The sequence below is a fragment of the Blautia sp. DFI.3.45 genome, from assembly GCF_020593505.1.
Taxonomy (GTDB): Bacteria; Bacillota; Clostridia; order Lachnospirales; family Lachnospiraceae; genus Blautia_A; species Blautia_A wexlerae.
In genome coordinates, this window is sequence record NZ_JAJDMI010000102.1 from 1 (window position 1) to 2,346 (window position 2,346).

Genomic DNA, 2,346 nt, shown 5'->3' on the forward strand with positions numbered 1-2,346 from the left:
CATAAGTGCGCCCTTCATGAAAAAGCAATGAAGGGAATGAAAAACTCATCCCCTCCGCCATTACACTTCCTCCATATCGGTATTGACTTCTTTCTGCATTGCCTTTGAGAAAAATTTCCCGTTGGCTTCCTGCCTTTTCAGAAAACCAATCAGCTTTGGGATGTCTTCTTCCTCAATAGGCGCACCGAGAACGGATTCCACCGCACCGCCAATCTGACAGAGCCTATGGGTTCGTTTTTTACTTTCTTCGGCTTTCTTTCGCTTCAGAAGTTCTTTCTTCTGTGCCGCATATCGTTTCGCCTTTTCAAGGCTTTCCTGCTCTTTCTTTTCCATTTCAAGCATTCGTGCTTCATAACTTTTTGTTGATTTTGCCATTCTTACATTCTCCTTTCCTTCACAAACATAATAGGCGTTTGCGAAACGCCAAAAGCCGCATAAATACGGCATTTTTTTGTTGTTAAAATAAAATATCTCCTCAAGGTTTATGGTAAAATAGAATTGCCTAGAAACTAATTAACCAATCCACCTAAAGGAGATATACCTACATGATAACATATAAACAGCTCACTTTGGCAGAAATTTTTGAAGATTGTCAAAATAAATTCGACAACGACAAATATCAGTTCCTTTCGCTTCTTGATGAAGCCATTGACCTTGATGAAATTATTCCTGTTTCTTTTATTTCTCATTTTTACGCCAGTACCGGAAGACCTCGCAAACATCAGCTTTATCCAATGCTTAAGGCACTTCTTATCCAGCGTATTTTCTCAATCCCGACGGACACACTCCTGATCGTATTTTTGAAATTTTCCCAGGAACTGCGTGATTTCTGCGGTTTTGATGTTGTTCCGGATGGTTCCAAATTTACACGTTTCAAACAGGATTTTTTATCGGACTTACAATCTATGTTCGATCATCTTGTTGATCTGACCGAACCGATCTGCCAAAGTCTTGATCCTGCCCTTGCTTCCATGACAATCTTTGATACCTCTGGCATTGAAGCATGGGTTACAGAAAATAACCCAAAATATGCCAACCGTATTATCAAGCAGCTAAAGGCTTTCAAAAAGTCCCATAACCTTGATGATTCCTATGATCCTTATAAAGCTGCTTATGGCTCTATGCCAACTCATGCGGCTTCCAATCAGGCAATCCAGCAGATGTACATCAATGGACATTTCTGTTACGCCTATAAATTTGGTATTATTACGAACGGGCTTGGTATTGTTCGTGACATCACTTTCTACAACAAGGACTTTCTAAAAAAACATCCTGATATCGTTGTAGGGAAGAAATCAGATTCACCGGATGAGGATAAATCCCTTGCCGATTCGAAAGCACTTCTTCCAGTTTTAATTGACTTTTTCCAGAAACATCCTTTAATAAATTCAAAGACGTTTCTTGGAGATGCTGCGTTTGATGCCATTAACATTTACAAATCCCTCTTTGAAGAAATTGGCTTTCAAAAAGCTTTTATCCCTTTAAAAACAAAGCTTTCTGTGGAAGGAACCGACTATACTGTCAATGAAAACGGTATTCCCTGCTGTCCTCACGATCCATCACTTCCGATGCGGCGTGAAGGAAGCAGATCCCATTTGCGGAGCAAACTTCCTACCATGAAGTTTGTATGTCCAAAAATGAAATGGGAATACAATCCTGCCGACAAGTCAAAACATCGCGTATGTCATTGTGACAATCCATGTACATCTTCTTCCTGCGGACGAATGATCTACATTTATCCTGAAAAGAACCTTCGTGCCTATCCTGGTGTAGAACGCGGCTCACAGGAATGGGAGGATACTTACAAGATCCGTGTAAATGTTGAAAAGTCAATCAACCATTTCAAAGATAGTTTCTGCATTGCAGATCGTAAAACACAGAATGAGAAAACACTTCATGCTGATTTACTGCTTGCAGGAATTACCCAGCTTGTTACTGTGCTTGTCGCTGATAAGATTCATCAATACCAATACATCCGGAGTTTGAAGCCTTTGATTGCCTGATTATTAATATGCATACAATCTTTTCTTCGCAGTTTATCTGGGAAGTCTTTTAGTCATGTTCAAATTTAGAAGTACCTATTTTTCATCTTAAGAATCCTGCGTTGCAAGATTCTTACCGCTTTTTAGTTAGGATTGCGAACTTGTTTCGCAATTACCTAACAAACATAAGTTCTTGGTTGCGTATCAGAAGAAGCACATGGTATAATCTTCTTGCGTGTAGGTATATCATGGCTTCGGTCTGATAGAACCTTTGGCGGTTTCTTGGGAAGCCGCCTTTTTAATTTGCCGCAGTTCTTGTTACGGCTTTTACATTTCCTCTATCCCTCAAATCACGACCTTCATT

1 protein-coding gene and 1 pseudogene are annotated in these 2,346 nt (G+C 39.9%); one reads left to right on the forward strand and one right to left on the reverse strand.

Annotated elements, in window-relative coordinates; genetic code table 11:
• Positions 1–60: 60 nt before the first annotated feature.
• Positions 61–375, reverse strand: coding sequence for a hypothetical protein (locus LJE09_RS16955; RefSeq protein WP_006859613.1), 315 nt, complete (start codon positions 373–375; stop codon positions 61–63).
• Positions 376–545: 170 nt separating this feature from the next.
• On the opposite strand from LJE09_RS16955, the pseudogene LJE09_RS16960 reads away from it, so the two are divergent.
• A pseudogene (locus LJE09_RS16960) lies at positions 546–1,908 on the forward strand (transposase); the annotation flags it as partial.
• Between the last annotated feature and the right edge of the window lie 438 nt (positions 1,909–2,346).

Excerpts from the sequence above, each read along its gene's own strand:
- LJE09_RS16955 (WP_006859613.1), bottom strand. The coding sequence starts at position 375 with ATGGCAAAATCAACAAAAAGTTATGAAGCACGAATGCTTGAAATGGAA.